General features: G+C 60.8%; 27 protein-coding genes and 1 pseudogene. 16 read left to right on the forward strand and 12 right to left on the reverse strand.

The genetic code is table 11. The annotated features are described in order from the left end of the window. The first annotated feature begins 28 nt into the window (after positions 1-28). The 4 genes from ABF821_RS01060 to ABF821_RS01075 all read left to right on the forward strand — a co-directional run bounded on the left by ABF821_RS01060 (position 29) and on the right by ABF821_RS01075 (position 1,695). The gene (locus ABF821_RS01060) at positions 29-253 is read left to right on the forward strand and encodes a hypothetical protein (RefSeq protein WP_415528766.1); all 225 of its coding nucleotides are present in this window, start codon (positions 29-31) and stop codon (positions 251-253) included. 89 nt (positions 254-342) lie between these two features. Continuing rightward, complete coding sequence (locus tag ABF821_RS01065; RefSeq protein WP_415528767.1) at positions 343-759, forward strand: hypothetical protein; 417 nt, start codon at positions 343-345, stop codon at positions 757-759. 16 nt (positions 760-775) lie between these two features. Continuing rightward, a complete protein-coding gene (locus ABF821_RS01070) occupies positions 776-1,024 on the forward strand; it encodes a hypothetical protein (RefSeq protein WP_415528768.1) in 249 nt (82 codons plus the stop codon). 98 nt (positions 1,025-1,122) lie between these two features. Then, positions 1,123-1,695, forward strand: coding sequence for a hypothetical protein (locus tag ABF821_RS01075; RefSeq protein ID WP_415528769.1), 573 nt, complete (start codon positions 1,123-1,125; stop codon positions 1,693-1,695). Positions 1,696-2,530: 835 nt separating this feature from the next. On the opposite strand, the gene ABF821_RS01080 is transcribed toward ABF821_RS01075, so the two are convergent. Both ABF821_RS01080 and ABF821_RS01085 read right to left on the reverse strand, forming a co-directional pair. Further along, complete coding sequence (locus ABF821_RS01080) at positions 2,531-3,160, reverse strand: acyl-homoserine-lactone synthase (protein ID WP_415528770.1); 630 nt, start codon at positions 3,158-3,160, stop codon at positions 2,531-2,533. A gap of 74 nt (positions 3,161-3,234) precedes the next feature. Further along, positions 3,235-3,930, reverse strand: a complete 696-nt coding sequence (locus ABF821_RS01085) for an autoinducer binding domain-containing protein (protein ID WP_415528771.1) — start codon at positions 3,928-3,930, stop codon at positions 3,235-3,237. A gap of 137 nt (positions 3,931-4,067) precedes the next feature. Here ABF821_RS01085 and ABF821_RS01090 point away from each other — a divergent pair, with 137 nt between their 5' ends. Together ABF821_RS01090 and ABF821_RS01095 are read left to right on the forward strand one after the other, a co-directional pair. Further along, entirely contained in the window at positions 4,068-4,289 is a 222-nt protein-coding gene (locus ABF821_RS01090; RefSeq protein ID WP_415528772.1) for a hypothetical protein, read from the forward strand. Positions 4,290-4,738: 449 nt separating this feature from the next. Continuing rightward, positions 4,739-5,371 (forward strand): hypothetical protein, encoded by a 633-nt coding sequence (locus tag ABF821_RS01095; protein ID WP_415528773.1) that lies wholly within the window; start codon positions 4,739-4,741, stop codon positions 5,369-5,371. A gap of 58 nt (positions 5,372-5,429) precedes the next feature. Here ABF821_RS01095 and ABF821_RS01100 read toward each other — a convergent pair. After that, positions 5,430-5,639, reverse strand: a pseudogene (locus tag ABF821_RS01100) (transposase); the annotation flags it as partial. A 298-nt stretch (positions 5,640-5,937) separates the two neighbouring features. On the opposite strand from ABF821_RS01100, the gene ABF821_RS01105 reads away from it, so the two are divergent. The 5 genes from ABF821_RS01105 (at position 5,938) to ABF821_RS01125 (ending at position 8,297) form a co-directional block, all read left to right on the forward strand. After that, complete coding sequence (locus ABF821_RS01105) at positions 5,938-6,204, forward strand: hypothetical protein (RefSeq protein ID WP_415528774.1); 267 nt, start codon at positions 5,938-5,940, stop codon at positions 6,202-6,204. A 137-nt stretch (positions 6,205-6,341) separates the two neighbouring features. After that, complete coding sequence (locus ABF821_RS01110; RefSeq protein WP_415528775.1) at positions 6,342-6,887, forward strand: hypothetical protein; 546 nt, start codon at positions 6,342-6,344, stop codon at positions 6,885-6,887. A gap of 310 nt (positions 6,888-7,197) precedes the next feature. Next, entirely contained in the window at positions 7,198-7,767 is a 570-nt protein-coding gene (locus tag ABF821_RS01115) for a hypothetical protein (RefSeq protein WP_415528776.1), read from the forward strand. Between the two features lie 22 nt (positions 7,768-7,789). Then, the gene (locus ABF821_RS01120; RefSeq protein WP_415528777.1) at positions 7,790-8,047 is read left to right on the forward strand and encodes a hypothetical protein; all 258 of its coding nucleotides are present in this window, start codon (positions 7,790-7,792) and stop codon (positions 8,045-8,047) included. Between the two features lie 25 nt (positions 8,048-8,072). Continuing rightward, a complete protein-coding gene (locus tag ABF821_RS01125) occupies positions 8,073-8,297 on the forward strand; it encodes a hypothetical protein (protein ID WP_415528778.1) in 225 nt (74 codons plus the stop codon). Between the two features lie 38 nt (positions 8,298-8,335). Here ABF821_RS01125 and ABF821_RS01130 read toward each other — a convergent pair whose 3' ends face one another. From ABF821_RS01130 to ABF821_RS01140, 3 genes are read right to left on the reverse strand one after another with little or no spacing between them, the layout of a single operon-like run. Further along, positions 8,336-8,644: a type II toxin-antitoxin system RelE/ParE family toxin gene (locus tag ABF821_RS01130; protein ID WP_415528779.1), complete on the reverse strand. Its 309-nt coding sequence runs from the start codon at positions 8,642-8,644 to the stop codon at positions 8,336-8,338. A gap of 3 nt (positions 8,645-8,647) precedes the next feature. Further along, on the reverse strand, positions 8,648-9,472 hold the full coding sequence (locus ABF821_RS01135) for a hypothetical protein (protein ID WP_415528780.1): 825 nt from the start codon (positions 9,470-9,472) through the stop codon (positions 8,648-8,650). After that, positions 9,469-9,921 carry a hypothetical protein gene (locus tag ABF821_RS01140; protein WP_415528781.1) on the reverse strand — a complete coding sequence of 151 codons (453 nt, stop codon included), beginning with the start codon at positions 9,919-9,921 and terminating at the stop codon, positions 9,469-9,471. The genes ABF821_RS01135 and ABF821_RS01140 overlap by 4 nt, the downstream gene beginning before the upstream one ends. Before the next feature lie 420 nt (positions 9,922-10,341). On the opposite strand from ABF821_RS01140, the gene ABF821_RS01145 reads away from it, so the two are divergent. Further along, positions 10,342-10,944: a hypothetical protein gene (locus ABF821_RS01145; RefSeq protein ID WP_415528782.1), complete on the forward strand. Its 603-nt coding sequence runs from the start codon at positions 10,342-10,344 to the stop codon at positions 10,942-10,944. 100 nt (positions 10,945-11,044) lie between these two features. Here ABF821_RS01145 and ABF821_RS01150 read toward each other — a convergent pair whose 3' ends face one another. Beyond that, a complete protein-coding gene (locus ABF821_RS01150) occupies positions 11,045-11,689 on the reverse strand; it encodes an SOS response-associated peptidase (RefSeq protein WP_415528783.1) in 645 nt (214 codons plus the stop codon). A gap of 138 nt (positions 11,690-11,827) precedes the next feature. On the opposite strand from ABF821_RS01150, the gene ABF821_RS01155 reads away from it, so the two are divergent. Genes ABF821_RS01155 through ABF821_RS01170 form a run of 4 tightly spaced genes read left to right on the forward strand, consistent with a single transcriptional unit; the run spans position 11,828 to position 17,465 of the window. Next, a complete protein-coding gene (locus tag ABF821_RS01155) occupies positions 11,828-12,628 on the forward strand; it encodes an ImuA family protein (protein ID WP_415528784.1) in 801 nt (266 codons plus the stop codon). Next, positions 12,519-14,051, forward strand: a complete 1,533-nt coding sequence (locus ABF821_RS01160) for a DUF6504 family protein (RefSeq protein ID WP_415528785.1) — start codon at positions 12,519-12,521, stop codon at positions 14,049-14,051. Before ABF821_RS01155 ends, ABF821_RS01160 begins: the two co-directional genes overlap by 110 nt. Further along, on the forward strand, positions 14,051-14,299 hold the full coding sequence (locus tag ABF821_RS01165; RefSeq protein WP_415528786.1) for a hypothetical protein: 249 nt from the start codon (positions 14,051-14,053) through the stop codon (positions 14,297-14,299). Before ABF821_RS01160 ends, ABF821_RS01165 begins: the two co-directional genes overlap by 1 nt. Beyond that, positions 14,292-17,465, forward strand: coding sequence for an error-prone DNA polymerase (locus ABF821_RS01170; RefSeq protein WP_415528787.1), 3,174 nt, complete (start codon positions 14,292-14,294; stop codon positions 17,463-17,465). Before ABF821_RS01165 ends, ABF821_RS01170 begins: the two co-directional genes overlap by 8 nt. A gap of 8 nt (positions 17,466-17,473) precedes the next feature. Here the strand turns inward: ABF821_RS01170 and ABF821_RS01175 are convergent, their stop codons facing one another. From ABF821_RS01175 to ABF821_RS01195, 5 genes are all read right to left on the reverse strand, one after another. Continuing rightward, entirely contained in the window at positions 17,474-17,740 is a 267-nt protein-coding gene (locus tag ABF821_RS01175; RefSeq protein WP_415528788.1) for a hypothetical protein, read from the reverse strand. Positions 17,741-17,776: 36 nt separating this feature from the next. Continuing rightward, positions 17,777-18,628 (reverse strand): phage Gp37/Gp68 family protein, encoded by an 852-nt coding sequence (locus tag ABF821_RS01180; protein ID WP_415528789.1) that lies wholly within the window; start codon positions 18,626-18,628, stop codon positions 17,777-17,779. Between the two features lie 130 nt (positions 18,629-18,758). After that, positions 18,759-19,568 (reverse strand): hypothetical protein, encoded by an 810-nt coding sequence (locus ABF821_RS01185; RefSeq protein ID WP_415528790.1) that lies wholly within the window; start codon positions 19,566-19,568, stop codon positions 18,759-18,761. A 335-nt stretch (positions 19,569-19,903) separates the two neighbouring features. Next, on the reverse strand, positions 19,904-21,679 hold the full coding sequence (locus ABF821_RS01190) for a ShlB/FhaC/HecB family hemolysin secretion/activation protein (RefSeq protein ID WP_415528791.1): 1,776 nt from the start codon (positions 21,677-21,679) through the stop codon (positions 19,904-19,906). 12 nt (positions 21,680-21,691) lie between these two features. Then, positions 21,692-22,462 (reverse strand): MBG domain-containing protein (locus tag ABF821_RS01195; RefSeq protein WP_415528792.1); only part of this gene is annotated, 771 nt, incomplete at its 5' end.

Below are 22,462 nucleotides of genomic sequence, written 5' to 3' on the forward strand. Positions count from 1 at the left end.
GTCCATCAAACCCAGGAGGCCCGCAGCGATGACGCTGACCGAGAATCAAAAGAGGGCGCTTACGGCCATCCAACAGGGAACCGTCACGATGAGGAACACGGGGTATGCCTCGTGGCGCATCATGGGTCCGATCCACCCGAGCGTTGTGGGCCGCGTGATCGCCCTGGGCCTGGCCGCCTGGACCACAAATGAGGACGGAAAGAATGCTGTGCTGACCGATGCCGGTAGCGCGGCTCTGGTCGCGTCCCACTGACCCCACCAAGGAGGCACGCCTTGCACTTGAGTAACCCGTCCCTTCTGGTAATGGCTTGCTCCGCCACGAAGCGGCCGTCCCGTGGTCTGATGCCTGCCATCGAACGGTATGATGGTGTGATGTGGCGCACACTCCGCGCGGCGCTGGCCGAACTGTCGGAAGCGGCCCGACAGTCGGTCAACGTCTGGTTTCTTTCGTCTCGTTACGGCTTTCAGCAGGCGGAAATGCCGATCTCGTTTTATGAGGATCGCCTGACTCCGAAGCGGGCCAATGAATTGCTGCACCTTCCGACGTCCAATCATGTCGCTTTTGCGACCGAAGCACTGGCCGCCAGTAGGATTCTCTTAGCTGGAGGTGCGGTCTATCGAGAGACGATGCGTCGCGCCATCGGTCGCCAATTCGGGATTTCTGAAACAGACGGGGGCGGTATCGGATATCACAGGCAGCAACTGCGCGAATGGCTCGCCATGGGGACCGCCCGCCCTGCTCCGCGCCCGGCCATCTAATCCCGGAGAAACGACTATGACCCGCTTCGAGTATCGCGAGAACCGTCGGGCCTCTCGTCTCATGATGGACAGCAAGCCAGTGCTGGTTGAGGCACTTCGCAATATGCAGTCCATCTGTCCGCCGTGCGTGTCCAAGCAGCGCAAGGCGGACTTGGAGCGGATCGTTCGCAACGCCCTGTGGCGCGATGACAACGATCCGACCCGGCTGGCCATGCAGGCAGCTCTGCGGGATGCCCGGAAACAGGCGAGCGGTTCGCACCGCTGACAACCTAACGCCGCCCCCGAAGGAAAGAACCATCATGCACGCGATACTGCTATTGCTCGGGCGCAATCGGCTTCCGCATTTTACCCTCGGAGGCTTCTGTGGTCGAGATGCTGTTTGCCAAGGCCGATCTGCCTCGGCGCCCGCCGGTCAGGAGAATGCGGGTCGCGGACGCGGGGCACATTCCGGGCACAAAGGGCATCCGCTTCGTCTGCCCCCATTGCGGACATGACACCGGCTGGATCGCTGACGAATGGACCATCACTGAGAACCGGCGCGGGCAGCCTTGCCCCGCCTGCAATCCACAAAAGTGGAAGGGAACCGACGTGGATATAATTCTGACGGTCGCCGATCATGAGAAGAACGGCTTCGTCGCTCTCGCGAGGTGGCCCGGCCTCGCAGAGGCCGAAGCCCGTCAGATGATCGAGAGTATGGACGCGCAGGTCATCTCGGATGCGGAACCCGACAATGCTACGGCCGCATTCGCCTTCATTCTCGATCTGTGGGATCGCGGCGACCTGGTTGATTCCGGCAAGCGGCTCCTACCCCTGCAGGATGCGATGCGGATCGCCCAGGAGCCCGTTTCTCGCTGGCTATCCGAAAGGCCGGAGCCCGATGACGTGCTTCATCGAGCGGTGCCGGCTCTTCCCCGATTCTCCCTCCCCGTGGCGTGATCCATCAAAGGCCCGTCGGCTGGACTGGCGATCGCACAATGCTAGCCTCCTCGCGTGTGCAGGAGGCGGCATCCAGTCAGGCGATCAAAGCGGCGCATTCGTCCTGATGACGTAAGACTGCGCTGAAGCTCACCAAAAACCAGAGGAGAGCGCTTGCATCCGTCCAGACGGGCGCCCCCATATGCCTGGTCCCTCGTGCTATGCATCCGTGCCACACACCTTCACCGACTTTTGGCGATCGCTGGTGGTAAAAGACGTGGATGTCTTGCCGCTTTGGCGATCGACGTGATGGTCGAGTGTTTTCATCAGACCAGGCCAGACATTAGGGAGAGGTTTAAGGTGCCCCAGGCAGCCCGGTAGTCTGCCTGGGGCAGAGACACAGCCCAGAAAAGGAAGCCCCTGCGGTCTAATTCATCTGCTCCTGTTGAAAACTATGGGCGCAAATATGCTGGAGCCCGACTTCGCGGCTATCAAGCCGATTGAGCAGGCCAGCGATGAGATCGATAGCCTCGGGACAGGATTTTTCTACTCCTTTGACGACGTGCGCGATGATCTCAGGACTGTCTGTGAATTCGAAAGGGATTCTTGTGTAATCGTGCCCGTTTGGAAATACGTCTGAAAATAGAAGAGCCATCATTTACTCCTCATCGGTGGTCCGTTTCCGCTATGTTGAAACACGATCGTCTGTGCCTCATGCACGACCCTCTTCTGCAGATCCTCAAGGCCTGAGACGGTGTCGGAAAATCCGGCGTCGGCAGCCTCAAGCCGTAAATAGGCAAGCGCGCTGGCGATCTGCTGCGCTTTCTCCTCTCGTTGGCTGAATGACAGCGTACACTCAGGCGGCATGTTGATGCTCTCGTGGATGGTTACGGAGAACCGGCCGCTGAAGGCCGGCTTTGTGACGGACCGCCATCAGACGATCAATCGACACATTGACATAGGCCGAGGAGACAGCATGGCCCGATGGCAGGAGCGTACTCTTCTGGACCTCGGGCTGAAGGCCGGCCCTCGGTAAGGTACGCTCCAGAATCGCCCGCGGCGAAACGATGAGAAACGAGCGGACATCCTGCTGTAACGCGAACTCCATCGACGCAACAATCAGTTCGACCGTCACCTGCTTTCTCACCGCTGGGGGGAGATCACGATCGACTGCGAACCGAGTATTCTCCCAGACTGAGTTACTGCGCGGTGCGCCGGTATCAGGGATCAACTCGGGCCACAGGCTCTCGATCATATAGGGCTGCGTCGTCGGCAGAAGGCGAACCAGACCGCGAACGGCTCCACGGTCGTCGCGCCAAACCAGATAGACCGCGGCGGGAGTATCGAACTGGTCGTATTCCATTCCATTATAATTCGGAACGTCCCATTTTTCACGCAGGACAAATTGCCGGTATCGGAATTTATATTGCTCGATTAATGCAGTTCCCATGTGATGGGCAGTCTCGATGGTTAATAAATCGATCATTCTCGATACTCCACGGAACATCTCGTGGAGTATTAGGGTTTCGTAAAATTCGGCAGCTATCAGATCTGGTAGGTTCAGGGAGAAATCAGACCGAGGCATATTGCTCGAACCACACCTTCGATACGGTTGTTACTCTGCAGTTTACCCAGAGCATTCTTGATGTGGAAATTAACAGTGTTCTCGGTGATGCCGAGAATCATCCCAGTCTCCCATGAGCTTTTTCCTCGCGCCGCCCAGCAAAGGCATTCCCTTTCACGTTCCGACAGAACGTTCTGGCTCGAGGATGAACTTAACAACCGCTTGTAGCGGAAATAAAATTGCGAGGTCAGTGCCGTGATGGCCACGCGATCGACAGCCGGTATGACCGGACGCCTGAAAGCAAAACTGGCGACAAACGTCATGCCATCAGGTGCATGGAGTGGGATCGTGTAGCCAGCCTGCACACCGAAATCCGACAAATCCGAGAAGATGGCTCGCTGCGATGGTCGAAGGTCGCGGAATTCATGCCAGAGGTAAGGGATTTGGGTTTGTGCCGATTGTGAAATCGTAGGATCTTCAAATATATACTTCCTATCCGTGTAGCGCGACACCCATTCTTCTGGATAATTTACGCTAATTATCTCATTATCCCGCTTATTGAAGCGGTCAAATCGACCTAATGCGAAATATACATCGCTTATATCGCTCAGAAAACTATGGTATGCTGTCAATAATTCTTTTGTCGAGCACATCGATTCCATGCAGTCAGATGCAGTGACAATATCTATCATTCGATTCGTCCGTTGCATGCCTCCATTGTCAAGTGACATTGTTTTCGGATACGCACAAGTAGTAACAATCCACGTCATTCCTCTCGGCGGAAGGTTAGAGTCATACAATGCCTCGCGAGAGATTCTATCGACCCGATATGATGGCCACCGAAGGTTGGGCAGAGATCGAACCCTGTCGTCCCAACACGCGCCTCCTTGTCCACGAATTGTGGGTATGCAATGGGCGCAAAACCTTTTTCTTCGGCCGCGAGGCATTCCGCTCGCCTGGCGAGGCGAAAGAAAAGGCAATCGAGCAGCGGCGGAAGCGGATCGCCCGTCTGCATGCTCAGATCGAGGCGCTTGAGAAGTTGGGGGTCTGATGGGCATCGCCGACTGCGGGCAGGTTGACATTTGCGTGCCATGACCTGCCCGCGTCGGTCGGCTCTGGTCCGATCGGTCCGACCAATAAATTCAATGTTTGCGCTGCTCTGCGTCGGTGGCGGTAGAGGCCTTGCGATCATGCTGCCCTTTGTCTCCGCGTGAGCTTGGCCATTTAGAGTAGCGCTTCGCCTTGCGCGAGGTGCTGGTGACAAGCTAATGCCGGAAGCCCCCAAGACCAATACGCTCGGGCACTACGAACTGACGGGAGCTTACGAACCTCGAATAGCAAAAATCATATAATCCTGATGCCCACGCGGTTCGGCAATCCTGCGGCACGCGACGGTTAAAACAGAACCTTCATATCATTTTGCATAGATCGAGATTTATAGAGATGAGCTCCGGATCAAAAACAAATAATACTATATGGCCCCACGTTTTGGTGTGGATATTGAGCTATGTGGTATTCCCCATCTTTCTCGTTTTCGTATTGAGGCATTTTGGAAATGAGATGGAGGAAGGGAGTTACGCAGATTGGTTTGATGCCGTTGGTACTTGGATGGCCGCGATTCTAGCGCTGGCCGCTTTGGTCCTGGCCAAGAGAGCCTCCGACACCACAAATAGAATTCAGGAAAAAACCATCTCTTTGACTCGTGAGCAGCACATTTTTAATATTATATCTACAATGTGCAAGAGCGTGAACGATAGTATATATGAAGTAACTACGACCTATCCGGGAATTCCAGGGGGAGCCAGAGCGACATCTAGCGGCGCAGGAATCGTTATCAATTCGGCTCATGCAAGGTATTACCTAGCCGCAGCGGTTAATGCGTTCTTAAATGGCAATAAACTGATTGACTCATTCAGTATTGACGATCAAGAGGAAAATCGTATTCATTCGTATTTTGATACATATCTTACCGGTCGGGCCGCTATTGAGATAAGACATTCTCCTCTACTACAGATCACAAAACGTGCTGAACAAGGAAATGCCGGCGGCACTCTGTCACCGGACCTCATCGCAGAATATGCTCAGCTTGAAAGCGATTATGCAAAAGCAAAAACGATTATCGAAGCACGTTAGGCCCACCCGTTGATATCAGCCGTAACGGTACGTCCTGCCCCTAACTGTCCGTCCGAGATCATTGTTTTTGATTACAGATCTTGCTGAGCATCAATCGAACTGACGCCCATCGGAGGAAAGCGAGTGCATTGCGATTGAGGCACTCCCAATCCTTGCTCAGGCGTCGGCAGCGGTTCAACCATGCGATGGTGCGCTCCACGATCCAGCGCTTGGGCAATACCACGAATTTTCCGACATTACAGCGCCGCACGATCTCGACATTCACAGAACGGCAGACATGAGCCAGTCCCTGCTGAAACTTTGCCCCGGAGAAAGACAATAAACGATTCGCTTTGCCATATCGAAAACGGCATCAGTCTTTGCCGAATTGATATTCACGCATATGCATGGTTCCCGTGGGTCATGATGGGGATCGGACTTGCCGCGCTTGTCCTTGTGCTCGTGGTCCCTAATCGGGCGCCGAGCCAGAGGTTGTCTCTCTCAATGGTGGGGGCATCATCGATCCTCTTGGGTCTCTATACTCATTTGGTCATGTTGACCTAACACCCAAACCCCGGAGACAGACCATGCGCCGCCCTGATTCGATAGGGGGAACCGACTATGCCGCAGACCGGCGGAAGCACCGCCATCGCTGCGTCTGCTGTAACCGGATCGTGCAGTCGGGTGAGCGCGTGGTGATGTGCTGCATTACCAAAGGCACCAAGGTCGCACATGTCGCCTGTACCGACCGCCAGCACGTCCCAAAAGCATCCGAGACGACACGCGACGTCGTGCGTCTGTGGGGGCTGGAGCACCAAAAAGCGTGCGGCTGGTCCGTGCCCGAACTCGCCTGACAACCTAACCCCGGGTCGGTGCTGCGGTCACAAATGGTGGGCCCATAAAGGCTGGGAGGGGTCCACCCAACCGCATCGGGGCTGCGGCCCCGGTGACGTGGTTGGATTGTCCAATCGACTACAGAGGGAGTCTCAGTATGCGTATTCTGTCCGTCCTTGCCGTCTCCGCCGGTATTGTCAGCGTTGTAGCGTGCCCGCCGGCTAGCGCCGCGGAAGCGGCACATGAGGTCGCCCACCGCCCGCCGGTGACCTATGGCACCGCCACAATCAGCCTGCGCTCCGGACTTGAGACTCATTCGTCCGTTATTGTGCTCGGAGAGGCTGCGGCACCATGGAAGCAGTTTACGGCAATCCCGTACATTGCAAGCATTTCCAGCGATCTCGGCAAGAAGCCGATGAAGGAGAAAGCGTTCGTTCATGACGGTGTGTCAGGCGAAATCAGCGCCGTGGGACAGCAGAACGGGCACGTTGCTCTGAAGATCGACCTGGAGGACACCACTCTGGTCAAGATGGGCCATTTCACCGCAGCGAACGGTTTGGCCATCGACACGCCGGAAACAAATATCGTGGAATTCCATGGGACCATTGATCTTGCCGACGGGCAGTCTGCCCCACTTGCGTTTGGTGGCAAGACGATCGGGACAGTCTCCTGGAGCGCCATGACCCTGCCCCAGCCCGGCTAGCATTAGACAGATGCACGGTGCGGCTGGCCAGACGGAACGCGCGCTGCGCGACCGCAGCCTGGTCGCCGCCGAATGCGGCAAGACGGTCGTGACGGACGCGGGCCGAGAGTGCGCCGTGTCCCTGACAATCCAACCCCAATCGGCGCGCGCTGGCGGTTTACACTCTGTGCGCCCCCAGAAAACCCCTTTGGTCCCACGCAGGACTGCTCTTCGTTCTCTGCGTTCATCGCCCGTTGGACTGTAGTCACAAACGGCAAACGTAGACTGTCGGATACGGCGTTTGGCCGACACGAAAACGAAAGAACTCAAGATGCGTAATCTGCAGATTCTGCTTGCTTTGACGCTCGTCTTAGGAGGGGCTGTGGCAAGTTACTCGGCCCGCGCGGGGGGCGCCGGCTGTCAACTCGCCTCGTTGAGCGCACCCGATGTCGCACCCGACGTGGGTTTAGTTTCGGTGACCGAAACGCGCCCCGATGGTCCAAGAGGGAAGATCAAGTTTTCAGTTAATGTCGATGGCCAGGATGTTGTCATCCAAAATGGCGCAGATATCACATACATCGGAGGTTCCTCCAGAAAGCTCCTTGGAGGCGGAGGGTCCAGCACCTCGATTACGCCGGCGGTCGCGGTGACGGGTGAAACGGCCGTGTATAGAGCTACGCCCCTTCGGGACGGCAAAGTGCTCGTGAAGATCCGATATGAGACCGTGAAACTGGAGCGGATTGATACCACAAAGGTGGGAGATGATGCGATCCAAGCACCCGTTACAGATCGCAGGCGGTATGAAAACGTGATTATCCTGACGCTGGGTCAAACTGTCTCATTCGAGGCGCCTGTGGCGGGCGGCGAACCCGCCACCTTTGTTGTGTCTCGACCCGCGTAATCAAAACATCCGGAGACGTACCATGCGCCGCCCTGAGCCGATATGGGAAGCCAACTATGCCGCAGATCGGCGGCAGCACCGCCACTGCTGCGTCAGCTGCAACCGGATCGTGCAGCTGGGTGAGCGCGTGGTGATGTGCCGCATCATCAAAGGCACGAAGGTCGCCTGTGCCGACCGCCCGCACGTCCCAAAAGCGTCCGAGACGACACGCGACGTCATGCGTGTGTGGGGGCTGGAGCGCCAAAAAGCGTGCGGCTGGTCCGTGCCCGAACTCGCCTGACAACCTAACCCCCCGGAGAATGACAATGAAGGATTCGCTTTGCCATATCGAAAACGGCGTCAGCCTTTGCCGGATTGATACTCACGCATATGCGTGGTTCCCGTGGGCCATGATGGGGATCGGACTTACCGCGCTTGTCCTTGTGCTCGTGGTGCCGAATCGAGGGCCGCGCCAGAGGTTATCTCTCTCAATGGTAGGGGCGTCATCGATCCTCTTGGGTCTCTATATTCATTCGATCATGTTGACCTGACACCGAAACCCCGCCGGCGAGTTCCGCTTGTCACCGCGTCACGGCATTTGCTGCGCCGCGTGTTTCACCCGCAAGACTTCCACGGTGCCGGCGCCGTCCAGCACGCGATAGAACACGATGTAATTCAGATGGGCGACCAGCTCATGCACGAAGGCGGGCAAGTCCGGCCGGCCGGTGCGGCCCATTTTCGGCTGCTGCGAAAGCGGCAAGGTCTTGCCGCGCAGATCCTGGCCAAACATCTCCGCCCCGGTCGGGTTATCCCGGGCGATGGAGTCGATGATGGTGTCCAGATCGACCTCTGCCATCGGACGCCATACGATGCGGAAAGGGGACTTGGCCTTCGCCATCGATCAATCGGCGTCCGTCTCGGCCTGCTTATCGACAAGCGCCTGAACGGTCGCGAACAGGTCATCGGCTTTGCCGCCGTAGCTCTCGAAATCGTCCAGCAGGGCCGCGAAGTCGTCGCGTTGGAGCTGCTTTTCTTCGGCCTCGGCCTGGCGTGCCTCCTGCTCGTCCAGGTCGATAGCGTTTACGGCGTGCGCTCGGTGCAGCCAGGCACCGGCGTATTCGCGTTCATCACTTCCGTTGCTGCCGTACCCGTCTGCACGCGGGCACGCGACGAAGTTCTGAATGCCGGCGAGATCGCCCGCAAAGCTACGGAGCAGCTCCTGGGGCGTCACCTGCACGCGCCGGCACTCCCGCACGAACTCCGGCGGCACCCGCAGCGTAACGACCACGGTTTCATCAGGCACGAAGCGCCCGGCCTCGCCGGGGATGATGCCGACAGGCGCGCGGAATCCGTTCGGCCGTGCATCGCATCGCCAGCCGATGACGTCCAAAGCGGGGCCGTCGTCACGGGTCGCCCGCTCGTGGCTGTCCAGCTCGGGCACGCGCTGCAGGCTCTGGTCGATGTAGTCGCGGAAGTAGCACGCGCCGGCCGGTAGCTCGCGGCCGAAGGGCTGCGCCGGCACGATGTAGCCGAACCTCCCCACATTGCCGTGGCTGTGTTCGTGGCTCCACGGCCCGCCGCCGATCAGTTCGCGCGTGGTGCCGGCATGCTCGATGGTCAGCAACTCATGGCCGCCTTCGGCCGGCTGCACATCGATCAGCCGGACGTTGTGCACGGTGACAGAGGCGCCGGGCTGAGCGAGCGCGGCGAAGACATCGAAGCTCATGCGCGCTGCCCTCCTGCTGTCTTGTGGCGTGCAATGTGGGCATCCATCCCCGCCATGACGTCATCGTTCGGGATGCTGGGCCTGGGGTCGTCGATGGCGTCCTGAATCTCGGCGGCCAGCCATCCCGTGTAGGCGGCGGCTTGGTGCGCCTTGCGCATCGCTTCGGCCCGGCCACGGTTGCCGGCGGTTTCCTCTTTCTCGGCCGGGTTCCACTCGCTGGCGTCGAACTGGCCGAAGGTAATGCCCACGTCGCGCAGGACGTTCAAGGCGGCAACGGGATTACCGAACCGGCGCGGCTCGTTGCTGCGGGCCTTCGCCAGCAAGGCGGTGGCCCCGCTGCGTGTGGCGATCTGCACGAGGAACGCCCCGCCCCGCCCTTTCAGGGTCACGCCGTCCACTCCGCCGGAATCGCTTGCGGCGCGAAGCTGCTCAAGCGTCATGGTCTGCATGACTGAACTCCTTATAGGGAGGTGATAATATCTTGGTTCAATGTGCATGGGATCTATAAAACATGCAAACGCAATCTATGAAACCCGTCCCCTTGTCATTTGAAGCATGCACGTTGTGGCCCGCATGATCGCCCTGAACTCTGCCGCCTGGACCACAAATCAGGCCGGGAAGAACATCGCACTGACCGATGCCCTCAGCGCCGCTCGGTACAGGGGCCAAGGGCGGCAATTTTGCGACTGCACGGATGACCGTTGAGGACACAAGTGAAATGGCGATTGCGGCGCTTCCCGTCGCTGCGCCGGTCTGGCACCCGAACCCCAAGGAAGATCCTCGCTTTTCAATGAACCTCATTTCGATCTTGACCGCGAGGCTTTCGATCGACTTACGATGCGTCCGATCAGATTGTCATGGTGGGGCGCATGGCTGAGAGCCGCCGTCCCAGAAGGGACGCTTACCGAACCGCGCAGTTCCGGGACATTGCCCGAGGGATCGTTGCGAAGGATCGCAATGACCGGCGGGACGGTTTCTCGGTAGATACGGCCGGTGCTATCGCGAGAGCGCTGGAACGCGCGTTTCGAGAAGGCTTCATCGCCGCGCACGAAGCTGATGAAACCTTTGCGTCGGCTGTGCCGACCAAGTCAGGGCCGACCAAGTCAGGACGTGATGGTCCAGTAGACTGGTTGCTGATTCCGCCTCGCCCTCGCAATGCCTTCTGGACGTGTTGCCTGTTTATCCTGGGCGAGGATGGGCAAGTAGAATCAAGCGGCTGTCTGCAACCGATCACGACGGTTCGCGGGACACCTGGCTGGCGATTGATCGTCGGAGGTTCGCGGAATCTTACCGACGAGTTCGGGGATCGCACAATCCAGCCTCTGCTCCGGCTCGGGCTCCTGCAATTGTTGCACACATCGCCCGATCTTCTTGGGATCAGCCCTCTTGGATATGAAACCTGGATGGCATTTCGCGCGAGGGGTGGCCGCTACCCCGAAGATACCTTGAAACCGTTGTCCGACGGCTTCTGATCATGGGTGGGGCATCCAACGACCCGCGCAGCGCGGAAAGGCGTCCGGCAATCCGACTGAGGGAATGGGTTTGTGTCCGAATTGGCGCACGACGACACGGTTAAGGGGTGGACGCGACGTCGAGACGCGCCAAATGGTCCGGGTCCAGAGGGCGCTGAAGAGCAGCGGCTTCCTCCCATTGCCCGTCCAGCCAGAGCGCGATCTCCTCGGCCGTCTCGAGAATGACCGGCATCGCCTTCGGATGAACGGGCGCCACAACAGCGTTGGCTTCCGTCGTCAGGAAGCCGAAGAGATCGGCGGTAATTTCTCCCTCGCGCACTTTCCGAACAGAGGTCCAGGACGTCCACAGGCCGGCAAAGAACCGCAGGGGGCGACTTTCCGCGGCAGAAAACCAGACCGGCTGGATCCGCCCGTCAGGCAGAAGGCCGTTTTCCGCGAAGGCCGTGAACGGCACCACGCAGCGATGCGGCGGCCCAAGCCAGCGGCGCCAGTGAGGTGATTCCGTGTTCCGGATATTGGTGACGCCGCGATCGACCTTGTGACCCTTCAGCGCGAAGGCCGGAGAGGGCATACCCCATCGGGCCATCACCAGTTCCCGGCCGTCCGGACCGTTCCGCACGATCGGTGCGGCATAGTCGGGATAGATGGAGGGCATCGTCGGCAGGTTGCCAGTGCGATCAGTCATCGCGGCTGCGGCCGCGCGGATCGCCGATGACGAACTCTCCATGGCGTAAAGGTTGCACATCGTCCCACCTCTTCCGGCTGCGGCCTGGACGAGCAGAGCGTACTTCCGGCGTCGCCGTCCATCGAATGAATCGCTTGTGTTCTCTTTTTGTTCCTGTCTATGATCCGCCCGATCCTGAGGGAGCGGGAGCGAGCGGCGATGAACCAGCACACAGAGACGATGGAACTGCTGCGCGAACAGATCGCGCGGATCGAACGCCGATCCAGGGTATCCGACGCCGCACGCCATCTCCGCACCGGTCTGTCCGACGTCGACCGGCACCTCGGAGGCGGCCTGCCATGTGGCGTCGTGCATGAATTCTACGGCGCCGGCAGCGACCTGCGTGTGGCGGCCAAGCCATCCCGCTTCATCGCCTCGATCCTGGCGGATACCGAGGGACAGATCGTCTGGATCTCCGGACGTTACCTGGATCTGCATCTGGCGGGCATCAGGCCGGCCGGACTGGACGCCGGGAGGGTGATCTGCATCGAGACCAGGCCCGAAAACGTGCCGGGTCTGTGTGAGGACATTCTCCGCGAACGGGCGGTGACGGCAGTCGTCGCGGATCTCGACACCGCGCTCTCGCTGACGGCTTCGCGACGCCTGCAACTGGCTGCGGAAGCGGGCAGCACGAGCGGCTTTCTGCTGCACCGCGAGTCCGCGCCGTCCGATACCGGCCGCCTGCCGCCAAGTGCCTGCCAGACCCGTTGGCGGATTCGCGGAGCGCCCTGCGTTCTGCCGTTCTCAGCGTCGACCGCCCCCCTTCCCCTTGGTCCCGAGCGCTGGACGATCGAGCTGCTGCGTCAACGCGGCGGCCGTTCCGCGTCCTGGTCCTGTGAGATTCCTCCTTATGTCACGCCGCATCATCTCCCTCTGGCTCCCGGGCTGGCACACGGACCTATGGCGCCGGCGCAATCCGGACGAGCCGGCAGAGTCGGGACTGGCGCTGCATACGCATGATGGACGCCGGCATGTTGTGGCTGCGGCGGACCGCGTCGCGCGGGCGGCCGGGGTCGTGCCCGGGATGGCGTTGACGCACGCCCGGGCGCTGGTTCCGGACCTGTCCACGCCCCAGCTCGATGCAGACGCCGATGCGGGCGCTCTTGAGCGCCTTGCCGAATGGTGTCTGTGGCTGTCGCCCCTGGTTGCCATCGATCCGCCCGATGGGATCTGGATCGACAGTACGGGATGCGATCACCTGCACGGCGGCGAAGCCCCGATGCTCGATACGCTGGCCGGTCGTCTGGCCTCGCTGGGGCTGACCTGTCGCCTTTCCCTCGCCGAGACGCCGGGCGCAGCGCATGCACTTGCCCGCTACGGGCGGAACGACCGCATCACCCTGCCAGCCGGCGGCCAGGGCGCCGCATTGGCCGCGTTGCCGGTCGGGGGCTTGCGTCTGGCCAGCCAGACGCAAGAGGGCCTGCAACGGCTCGGCCTGCGCACCATCGGCGCCCTGCAGGCCGCCCCGAGAGCGCCCCTGGCGCGGCGCTTTGGTGCCGACCTCATGCGGCGTCTGGACCAGGCGATGGGCACCGTCTTCGAGCCGATCCGGCCGCTGCGCCCAAGGGATGCGATTGCGCCGCGGCGCAGTTTCGTCGAGCCGATCGGGACGGCCGAGGCGATCGCCACGGTGATCGACGTCCTGGTCGACGATGCCGCGCAGGAACTGGTGCAGAGGGGCATGGGTGCCCGGCTGATCGATCTGGCATGCGAACGCGTGGACGCCTCGGTGCAGGTCTGTCGGGTCGGCCTGGCCGCGCCGGCCCATGAAGCGGCGCATATTGCCCGGCTGCTGCGGGAGCGGATCGAGACGATCGAGCCGGGATTCGGAATTGAGGCCATGCAGCTCGTCGTCGTCCGGATCGAGCCGATCCCTGCCGACGGCCGTATGGGAGGGCTGTTGGCTGCGGAACAGGGGGCGGAGGATCTTGGCTGCCTGATCGATCGACTGCGGAATCGCGAGGGTATAGAGCAGATCTATCGCCTCACTGAGGCCGGCTCACATCTCCCTGAGCGCACGCAGGTTCGGGTGGCGCTGCCCGACGCGAGCGGGCGGAAGAGGACTCCGATTGCATGGCAATGGAGCGCCCAGCGCCCTGCCCGGCTGTTCTCTCCACCCGAACCGATCCTGGTGCTGGGCACGTTGCCGGCCGACCCGCCACGCCTGTTCGTGTGGCGCGGCGAGCGCCATCGGGTGCGGGCGGCCGATGGCCCGGAACGGATCCATGGCGAATGGTGGCACGACGCCGACGAATATGGCGCGGTCCGCGATTACTGGGTCGTCGAGGACGATGAGGGATGCCGTTTCTGGCTGTTCCGGCAAGGGGATGGTGTCCATGGATGGTCAGGCGACCTCTCCTGGTTCGTCCATGGTGTGCTCTGATGGCGGAGGAGATGAAGCCGGCGGATCCGACCGAGATCGCGGACGCCCTCAGCCACGCGCTGCGCTATGACGGCCGACGGCGTGTCCATGACGCTGACGAGCTGATGGCCCGCATCGTCGCCGAGCGGCTGGTCGAGCATTTGCGTCGTTGCGGTTTCCGGCTGGTGCGGTGCGGCACCGGCGCCGCGCTGCCCGATACCAGCCAGCATCGCCATCCGAACACCGACCGCCAGCCCGGCGATGGCTGACAGCGCTGCACCCTATGTCGAACTGCAGGTCGCGACCAATTTCTCCTTCCTGCGAGGCGCAAGCCACCCGCACGAGATATTCGGCCGGGCGGCCGCGTTCGGTTACGACGCTCTGGGCGTCACGGACCGCAACTCGGTCGCCGGGATCATCCGCGCGCATGTGGCGGCCGAGGAGAACGGCGTGCGCCTGGTTCCGGGCGTGCATCTCGACCTCACGGACGGGAATGCGCTCCTTGCTTACCCGACCGACCGGGCCGCCTGGGGGCGCCTATGCCGTCTGCTGACGCTTGGGCACAAGCGGGGCGAGCGGCAGATGTTCACCCTGACCTGGGAGGACCTGGAGGCCGGCGGCGCCGGGCTCGTCGTCATCCTGCTCCCGGATATGCCGGATGCCAAACTGACCCGCGCCCTGAGCCGCCTCGGGGACCTGGAGCGGAAAGGCGGGATCGCCAGCGCCTATCTTGGACTGACCCTGCGTCGGCGCCCCGGGGATCTGGCGCGCCTCCATGCCCTGATGGATCTCGCCGGCGGCGCGGGTGTGCCGACCGTGGTCATCGGCGACGTGCTGTATCACGACGCGCAGCGCCATATCCTGCAGGATGTGCTGACGGCGATCCGGGTGGGAACGCCGCTCGATCGGCTCGGGGCCGACCGTGAGCCCTTCAGGGACCGGCACCTGAAATCGCCGGACGAAATGGTGGCCCTCTACCTTGGCTTCGAGGCGGCGCTCGCAGCCACGCGCACGATCGCCACGCGGTGCCGCTTCAACGTGGCGGATCTGAAATATCAGTATCCTTCCGAGAGCGAGGTCGCCGGCGAGACGCCGCAGGCGACACTGACGCGCCTGGTCCGCGAAGCCTTGCCGCGCCGCTATCCCGTCGGCACACCGAAGAATGTCCTGGTGCAGCTCAAGCACGAGCTGGATCTGATCGGCCGGCTGGATTACGCGCCCTATTTCCTGACGGTGAACACGATCGTCCAGTACGCGCGTTCACTCGGTATCGTCTGCCAGGGGCGCGGGTCCGCCGCCAATTCGGCGGTCTGTTACGTGCTGGCCATCACCGCGATCGATCCCGTCCGCAGCGGCCTGCTGTTCGAGCGCTTCGTCTCGGCCGAGCGGAATGAGCCCCCCGATATCGACGTCGATTTCGAAAGCGACCGACGGGAGGAAGTGATCCAGTGGATCTACCGGCGCTATGGGCGAAGCCACGCGGCGCTGTGTGCGACGGTCATGCGCTACCAGCCTCGCGGCGCGCTACGCGAGGTTGGCAAGGTTCTCGGCCTGCCGGAGGACGTGACCGCGCAACTGGCCAAGCATCTTGGCTCGGCACTGGACGATCCCGATCTGCTTCACGCACGGGCGCAGGAAATCAATCTCGACCTGCGTGATCGCCGTCTGGCGCTGACATTGCACATGGCGCGCCAGCTGATCGGCTTCCCCCGGCAGCTTGGCACCCATCCGGGTGGCTTCGTGCTGACGCGGGATCGGCTCGACGAACTGGTCCCGGTGCAGCCGGCCGCCATGGAAGACCGGCAGATCATCACCTGGGACAAGGATGATATCGATGTCCTTCGCTTCATGAAGGTCGATGTGCTGGGTCTCGGCATGCTGGGATGCCTGCGCCGGTGTTTCGAGATGCTCGATGACCGCTTCGGGATCAGGATGGATATCGCCACCATCCCGCCCGAGGACGCCAGGACCTATGCCATGATCTCCCGGGCGGACACGCTCGGCACATTCCAGATCGAGAGCCGGGCGCAGATGTCGATGTTGCCGCGCCTGAGGCCGACGACATTCTATGACCTGGTCGTGCAGGTGGCGATCGTCCGGCCTGGGCCGATCCAGGGCGACATGGTTCATCCCTATCTCCGTCGGCGCGAAGGACTGGAAGACCCCGATTGCCCCTCGCCAGCCCTCGAAGCCATTCTCGGGAAGACCCTTGGCGTGCCGCTGTTCCAGGAGCAGGCGATGCAGGTCGCGATCCATTGCGCGGGCTTCACGCCCGGAGAGGCGGACCAGCTTCGCCGTTCTATGGCGACCTTCAAGTTTACCGGAGGCGTTTCGGTTTTTCGCGACAAACTGGTGCAGGGCATGGTCGATCGGGGTTACGAGCAGTCGTTTGCCGAGCGCACGTTCAGCCAGTTAGAAGGGTTTGGCAGCTACGGCTTCCCGGAGAGTCACGCGGCCAGCTTCGCACTGGTGGCTTACGCGTCGGCCTGGTTGAAATGCCACCACCCCGATGTGTTCTGCGCCGCGCTCCTCAACAGCCAGCCGATGGGCTTCTACGCGCCGGCGCAGATCGTTCGTGACGCTCGCGAGCATGGGGTGGATGTCCGGCCGATCGACGTCAACCGGTCGCGCTGGGACTGTAACCTCGAAGGCCGGCCGGGTAGCCCACGGCAATCGGTCCGCCTCGGCTTTCGCTTGGTAAAGGGACTGTCCAACGACCATGCGGCACAACTCGTTGCCAACCGGACCTCGCCCTACGAGAGCGTGGATGACCTCTGGCGGCGGGCCAACATCCCGGTCTCGGCGATTGAACGGCTTGCGGAGGCGGACGCCCTGCACAGCCTGGGTCTGAATCGACGGGCCGCGCTATGGGAGATCAAGGGGCTGGCCGACAATCCCTTGCCGCTGTTCGCCGCGGCCGACGCGCTACGCAACCGGCCCGAGCCGGAAATCATCGAGCCGCAATTCGTGTTGCCGGACCTCTCCGAAGGCGGAGAGGTTGTCGAGGATTACCAAACGGTCGGGTTGAGTCTCCGCCGGCACCCGGTTGCCTTTCTGCGCGAGAGCTTGGCCAGCCGCGGGCTGACCCCTTGCGGCGCCCTGGGCACGCTGCGCGATGGACGCCGCGTGTCCGTCGCGGGCATCGTTCTGATGCGGCAGCGCCCGGGGACGGCCAAGGGGGTGCTGTTCATGACGATCGAGGACGAGACTGGCACCGCCAATCTGGTCGTGTGGAAGGACCGCATGGAAGCGCAACGGCGTATCGTAATCGGCGCTTCCATGGTCGCCGTGCATGGACTTCTTCAGCGGGAGGGCGACGTCATCCATGTCGTCGCCGTGCGCTTCGAGGACCTCACGGCCGACCTCGGTCGGATCGGCCGGGACGACGGTTTCCCTTCGAGCACAATCCTCCAACGCGCTCGGGACTTCCGGTAAAAAGGTGGCTACTCTTCCCGGGCCGGTACATCCCCCGCCTCATCAAGAAATTCGGGTTCGCCGTAATCCCCGGCTTCGACATCGACCGTGATGCGTACGAGTTGCGCTCCCGCGAACCCGGTGACGCCGGCGCGGATCTTTTCGATCCTGCGCAGCCCGTCACCGATCACCTTGCATTCGATGGCGGGAGCTGCCTCCAGGCGATCCGCACCACGTTTCTGCTTCTTCCACTGATAGGGCTGAAAGAGAATCTTCGTCTCGACCGAGGCTGTCATGGGTCCGGCTCCATTGTTCCCTATATGTTCTTATCATCAATCTCCCCCACGCGGCAACGTCATCACCGACTGACGCCCGGGCGCCTCCTGCCAAATGCGGTCGTCCAACAATCGGCCGGCGCGCTTCTTTCCGACGCGGATGCCGTCCGCATCGTGCTCCCCCCATTGCTTGAAGAAGAACGCGGTTCCCGCCTCCAGAAACTCGTCGCGAAGCCCCCTGACCGACGCGAGATCCATCGGTCGCGCATGCGACCCGGATTCTCCTCCAACGATCGCCCAATGAATCCCGCGGAGCCCTTCGAGATGGTTGATCCGGCCGAAGCGCCGCAACGTGGAGTCCTGGTTCACCCAGCGGGCCCAGCGGAAGCTCAGCGGGCCGAGCAACGGCTCGATACTGAGGAAACGCAAAGTGGCGGGGATCGCAGTGAGATGGGGGACATTCCGATCCGCCTCCGCCTGGTTGCAGATCGTCGCACCCAGCCACACGTTCGGCCATGGCCCTTCGAACCACGATGGCGGGAGCATCCCCGAGATATTTTGCGGCCGCTTGGTCAGCAGCAGCCAATCCAACCACGGCGTCGCATCAATGAGCTTCCAGAGATCGGTCCGCCAGTCAGCCGGCACCTGGTTGTCAAAAACATCCGCAAGGCTGGCGCAAAACACGCGCGCGCGTGTCCCTGAGGCCCGCGCCTCCCGGTTCCATCGTAACGGCAGGCTCCAGTTCTTCTCAGAGGTCCGGCGGCGTCGGCCAGCCCAAAGGCCGGGATCGCCAGCACGCTTTGCCCACCCCTCGGCATAGCAGTGATCGCAGGCAGGGCTAATCTTCGTACAGCCTACCCACGGATTGAAAGTGTGATCTGTCCATTCGATCCCCGAGTTCGTTCCCATTGAAATCTCTCGATCAAGAAATCCATGCGATGTTTTCGACGTCTCTATTCTGGCACAGTAGCAAAGATCGGAGAGAGCAGATCGCCTCTGTGTCTCCCCGAACCCCAGCTATCGGCAGTAGCCTCGCCAGTCACCGACTGTGCAACGCGGCCTTATTCGCGACTTCCGACTGGCGCGCGCTGACGTCATTGAGGTCGTCCGCGGTCGCGTCGGCCTTCACAAACACCTTTTCCGTGGGCACTTGCGCGAGCCCGGTCGTTGCTTCCTGCGATACGTTGCCCAAACTGATCGATCCGGCCTCGGCGGCTTGTCTCGGCGCCACGGCTTTCTCGTGAATCACCTCGGCGCCCGTTGAGGGATCGGTCGTGACAGTGGTGCCCGCCCGTTCACGATCCGTCGTCGAGCCCGCATCCGGCGAGGAGGGCGCCGCTGGTGATGCCGCAACCTCGGCAATCGTACTCGGCGACGAAGCCGCCTGCATTACGATCGGCGCACTGTACGCCTCACGGTTCACGATGCGATGGACTGCAATAGACGTATTCGTCGGATCCTTGTCGTAGATATCGACAAGTTTGTCGTTGCTCGCGAAGCAGAAAAGGACGGTGTGAACCTGCGGTCGCGTGCCCGCTTTGCCGATCGCCCAGCCGATCTGAGCGACGCCCAATGTGGCGACACTCGTCAACACCTCTGCGGCCTTGACCGCGGCGCGGCCACCCGAGGTCAGCCCGGTCGTATAGAGCCGGTAAATGTCGCAGTTGCGCCCATCCTTCTGAATAGAGCCGTCGGGTTTGCCGACGGAGCTGACGACGGTGAAGCGGTCCGTGTTCGCGCTGAACTGGCTGAGCAAAACAGGCTCCGGCGCTGGTGTTGAGCTGCCGCAACCGCTCAGGAGGAAGACCGAGCCGGCAAGAAGGAGGAGCGGAGCACTCTGAAGACGCATACGAAGGTTCCTTTGGATAGCCATGGGCAGTGAAGACATGGAGAGATTAAACGGCACCGTTTATCCATGTCAATAAACGGTGCCGTTTATGGAAGATTGACGGAACGGGCGCTGGGGCATAGCGTCCGCACATGGGACGCCCACCACTCAACTTTCGCTCCACAAATGTCCGACTTCCGAACGTTCTTCGGGAAAGGATTGAAGCGTTGGTGGGTCCAAGACGTATGGCTGAGTTCATCCGCCGCGCAATTGAAAGCGAACTTGAGCGCCAAGAGGCGCAGCTTGCCGAAGATGAACAAAAGAAGCAGGCCGCCAGTCAGGGGTAACCGCGTTCATTAATACCCTACGGTGATAGAAATATTGCCGAACGCCCCCTTGTTTCCGTAGCCTTCATTGCGCTTGACGGCAGGCAGCGAGCGTAGGCGCCATCCGATATTGAATGAGAGATTGAGGTAACTCGACTCTTGAAGGTGAAGATCCAATCCGACACTCGAGAGGTCTAGCGAATTGATCTGATTGGGGATTGGGCGCACCTGGGAGACGTGGCCGTAATCAAAGAAGGCCCCGACCTGTTCAAGGTCCTGAGCACGGAAAAGATGCCACGCCGGCGAGTGGACCTCATTCGCGACGGTCACCCCCTCAGATCCAAGGATCGTGTCCGTGAAGTATCCCCTTGTCGTATAGAGCCCCCCAAGCCCGATCTGATTTGCATACATCAGGTTGCTCGTCGAGATTTGCCCGGTTGCTTGCACCGTCCACGAAAGATCGTATGGTAGCCAGGTAGTCCGAGCCAGTGTCATGGTATCGTAAATGTAGCGGGGGCTAGCGCCTGGAACGAGCAGCGAATAATTGTGCCGGTGATTGCCGTTCGTGAGCCCACCCGGACTGAATGTCGCCTGATTTCGGATCTGAGTTTCGCCAAACGCATCGCGTATCGTTAGGCGGTATGCGACCGGAAACTGAACAGTCTCAGCGTTGGTGGCATAGACTGAAATCCCTCCGAATTCGACAGAGTTATTCGTCGTCTTATAGTCAAAACCCGCCGACATCTGTTGCCACAGTGTTGCCTTTGGGCCGAATAGCTCAATTGGATGGACGTCGTGGACATAACGAAAACTCGCCTGTCCGGAGTGGCCGTTCTCGACGAACTCGGTCCCGTTCAGATTCTCACGGGGACGGTTCCACGCGTAGGATCCGAATATATGGATCTGATCCCCCCAGGGAAGCGGAGCGGAGTAATTGAGGGAATGACTATTGTAAAGCTCACTCACTGAATGAGTCAGCTGATAGGACAACGTGTGGCCCAGACCGAAGACATTCCCCCATGTTCCACCCAGTTCCCATTCCTCGCGCCCCAGGGTCGGCAATCCACCCGTGTCAAAGGTGCCATATAAATTCAACGGGAAGCGATCAGTTGTCTGGAGCAATACGTCAGTTTCGCCCTTTATTGCACTTGGGGAGAAAATGGCATTTACCGTCCTGAACGGATTATCATTCAGGCGTTCGATTCCGTATCGAACGTCGGAGATCGTCAGCCTCTTACCCGACCTCAAACCGCTCGTTCGGATAATCTGCTCGCTTGAGAACCAGCGGTTCCCGCGTACACCGACTTTATCCAACCGGTACTCCATTATAACGAAATGGACTACACCGTTTCCAAGATACTGGGGCGGAATTGCAACATAGACGAAAGGCCGTCCGTGCGTCCGGTATAGATCGCTCACAATCGAGACGATGCTATTTAAATCGGCAAGGGTGAGCGGCTTCTGAAGATACTTCCCTATTTCGGTTCGGAAAGAAGAAGTATCGAGGAGTCCGAGGCCTGTATCGTGCCAAATACCATAGGGACGCGTGAGAGCCCCTTCCTTGTGCATTCGCTCCGGATTATCCCAGAAGGCTATTCCTACCAGTCGGGAGACAACGACTTTGTTAGTATCAGGCAGGACGTTGCCCTCCCGTGTAGGCTCCTGGATCTGATCGGATGTCGATAGAGGCATAGGAGTCTTGGGTTTGTCGCGTTCATAGGCTTGACCAAAGGCGTTGGGGCTACTGAGTGCTTCAAGGCAAATAGCCGCGCACGTCGCCAATAAGGCCCGTTTTAGAGTTGGCATGAGATTGTTTCCTTACCGCGCGATCTGGTTGCGAGCGGACGGGCGTGGGGTGACGATGTTCCCGTTATTCCGGGAAGTGAGCCTGGCAGACAGCGAGACTGCGCGTGCCGGCGCCGCAGTCCGCGCCGCACCAGAGGGTCGAGTGAGGATCGATCTGGCTGCTGGTTTCTGAATCTCGTCAGGAGCCGCGCTATCAAGTGGCGACACGACTGTCGAGCTTCCTGAATTTTCGTGAGCGGATGAGATTCCAGAAAGATTCGCAATCGCGCTGACATGATCGGCAACGAACGCCGTATTGAGGCCCTGGCTAACGATGCCGGTGAGGGAGTCGATACCCTGTGACCGGAGATCTGCCGACAATCCTGCGGTAGCGGACGACGGTCCCATCACAATGGTCAAGGAGCCCAGGCGGTAACTGACGTGGTAGTTGCTCAGACCGGTGCCTGTCGCTGTGCTGGGGGCGATCGCATACGTTCCGACGGTACTCGCGCCCGTGGCGGCCGTGGTCAGATTGACGGCCGAGACGGCATCACCGTTCACGAGGCCGGTCGTGCTGAAGCGGCTGGTGCCGAGTGCCGGGGCCTGGCCGTAGGTGCTGGTCTGGTCGAGAGCGGTGATGGTCAGCGCAGCCGGATCGATCGTCAGGGTGCCGGGCCGGTAGGTGACGGCATAGTTCGTCAGACCGCTGCCGGTCGCGCCCGTGGCCGTGATGCCATAGGCGCCGACGTTGCTGGCGCCGGTTGCGGCCGTGGCCAGCGAAACGCTGGACACGGTGTCACCGTT

This window comes from Gluconacetobacter sp., assembly GCF_047721585.1.
GTDB classification, from domain to species: Bacteria; Pseudomonadota; Alphaproteobacteria; order Acetobacterales; family Acetobacteraceae; genus Gluconacetobacter; species Gluconacetobacter dulcium.

Excerpts from the sequence above, each read along its gene's own strand:
- ABF821_RS01180 (WP_415528789.1), bottom strand. The coding sequence starts at position 18,628 with ATGGGAACGAACTCGGGGATCGAATGGACAGATCACACTTTCAATCCG.
- ABF821_RS01140 (WP_415528781.1), bottom strand. The coding sequence starts at position 9,921 with ATGCAGACCATGACGCTTGAGCAGCTTCGCGCCGCAAGCGATTCCGGC.
- ABF821_RS01145 (WP_415528782.1), top strand. The coding sequence starts at position 10,342 with ATGGCTGAGAGCCGCCGTCCCAGAAGGGACGCTTACCGAACCGCGCAG.
- ABF821_RS01130 (WP_415528779.1), bottom strand. The coding sequence starts at position 8,644 with ATGGCGAAGGCCAAGTCCCCTTTCCGCATCGTATGGCGTCCGATGGCA.
- ABF821_RS01120 (WP_415528777.1), top strand. The coding sequence starts at position 7,790 with ATGCGCCGCCCTGAGCCGATATGGGAAGCCAACTATGCCGCAGATCGG.
- ABF821_RS01160 (WP_415528785.1), top strand. The coding sequence starts at position 12,519 with ATGTCACGCCGCATCATCTCCCTCTGGCTCCCGGGCTGGCACACGGAC.
- ABF821_RS01150 (WP_415528783.1), bottom strand. The coding sequence starts at position 11,689 with ATGTGCAACCTTTACGCCATGGAGAGTTCGTCATCGGCGATCCGCGCG.
- ABF821_RS01070 (WP_415528768.1), top strand. The coding sequence starts at position 776 with ATGACCCGCTTCGAGTATCGCGAGAACCGTCGGGCCTCTCGTCTCATG.
- ABF821_RS01175 (WP_415528788.1), bottom strand. The coding sequence starts at position 17,740 with ATGACAGCCTCGGTCGAGACGAAGATTCTCTTTCAGCCCTATCAGTGG.
- ABF821_RS01115 (WP_415528776.1), top strand. The coding sequence starts at position 7,198 with ATGCGTAATCTGCAGATTCTGCTTGCTTTGACGCTCGTCTTAGGAGGG.
- ABF821_RS01170 (WP_415528787.1), top strand. The coding sequence starts at position 14,292 with ATGGCTGACAGCGCTGCACCCTATGTCGAACTGCAGGTCGCGACCAAT.
- ABF821_RS01155 (WP_415528784.1), top strand. The coding sequence starts at position 11,828 with ATGAACCAGCACACAGAGACGATGGAACTGCTGCGCGAACAGATCGCG.
- ABF821_RS01185 (WP_415528790.1), bottom strand. The coding sequence starts at position 19,568 with ATGCGTCTTCAGAGTGCTCCGCTCCTCCTTCTTGCCGGCTCGGTCTTC.
- ABF821_RS01065 (WP_415528767.1), top strand. The coding sequence starts at position 343 with ATGCCTGCCATCGAACGGTATGATGGTGTGATGTGGCGCACACTCCGC.
- ABF821_RS01060 (WP_415528766.1), top strand. The coding sequence starts at position 29 with ATGACGCTGACCGAGAATCAAAAGAGGGCGCTTACGGCCATCCAACAG.
- ABF821_RS01105 (WP_415528774.1), top strand. The coding sequence starts at position 5,938 with ATGCGCCGCCCTGATTCGATAGGGGGAACCGACTATGCCGCAGACCGG.
- ABF821_RS01080 (WP_415528770.1), bottom strand. The coding sequence starts at position 3,160 with ATGATCGATTTATTAACCATCGAGACTGCCCATCACATGGGAACTGCA.
- ABF821_RS01085 (WP_415528771.1), bottom strand. The coding sequence starts at position 3,930 with ATGATAGATATTGTCACTGCATCTGACTGCATGGAATCGATGTGCTCG.
- ABF821_RS01135 (WP_415528780.1), bottom strand. The coding sequence starts at position 9,472 with ATGAGCTTCGATGTCTTCGCCGCGCTCGCTCAGCCCGGCGCCTCTGTC.
- ABF821_RS01125 (WP_415528778.1), top strand. The coding sequence starts at position 8,073 with ATGAAGGATTCGCTTTGCCATATCGAAAACGGCGTCAGCCTTTGCCGG.
- ABF821_RS01165 (WP_415528786.1), top strand. The coding sequence starts at position 14,051 with ATGGCGGAGGAGATGAAGCCGGCGGATCCGACCGAGATCGCGGACGCC.
- ABF821_RS01190 (WP_415528791.1), bottom strand. The coding sequence starts at position 21,679 with ATGCCAACTCTAAAACGGGCCTTATTGGCGACGTGCGCGGCTATTTGC.
- ABF821_RS01090 (WP_415528772.1), top strand. The coding sequence starts at position 4,068 with ATGATGGCCACCGAAGGTTGGGCAGAGATCGAACCCTGTCGTCCCAAC.
- ABF821_RS01110 (WP_415528775.1), top strand. The coding sequence starts at position 6,342 with ATGCGTATTCTGTCCGTCCTTGCCGTCTCCGCCGGTATTGTCAGCGTT.